Source organism: Motilimonas pumila (assembly GCF_003596335.1).
Taxonomy (GTDB): domain Bacteria; phylum Pseudomonadota; class Gammaproteobacteria; order Enterobacterales; family CBDFNC01; genus Motilimonas; species Motilimonas pumila.
The window spans coordinates 1-235 of sequence record NZ_QZCH01000174.1; the positions used below are offsets into that span (position 1 = coordinate 1).

The 235-nt window shown below is 64.3% G+C and carries 1 protein-coding gene; it reads left to right on the top strand.

Features of this window, described 5'->3' with window-relative positions; translation table 11 throughout:
* Window positions 1-235, top strand: a 235-nt coding sequence (locus tag D1Z90_RS21100) for a hypothetical protein (RefSeq protein WP_147378842.1), incomplete at both ends; no start/stop codon positions are given.

The following is a 235-nucleotide window of genomic DNA, read 5'->3' on the forward strand; positions in this document are numbered from 1 at the left end:
ATGCGCCACTCCGACGTGCAGCTTATCGGCGGCATGGTGCTCAACTCGGGTCGCATCGCCGAAATGCGCACGGGCGAAGGCAAGACTCTCGTCGCGACCCTGCCGGTGTACCTCAATGCGCTCGAAGGCAAGGGCGTCCACGTCGTCACCGTCAACGACTACCTGGCGCGACGCGACGCGGCGTGGATGGGCAAGGTGTATACCTTCCTCGGCCTCACCGTCGGTGTCGTCTATC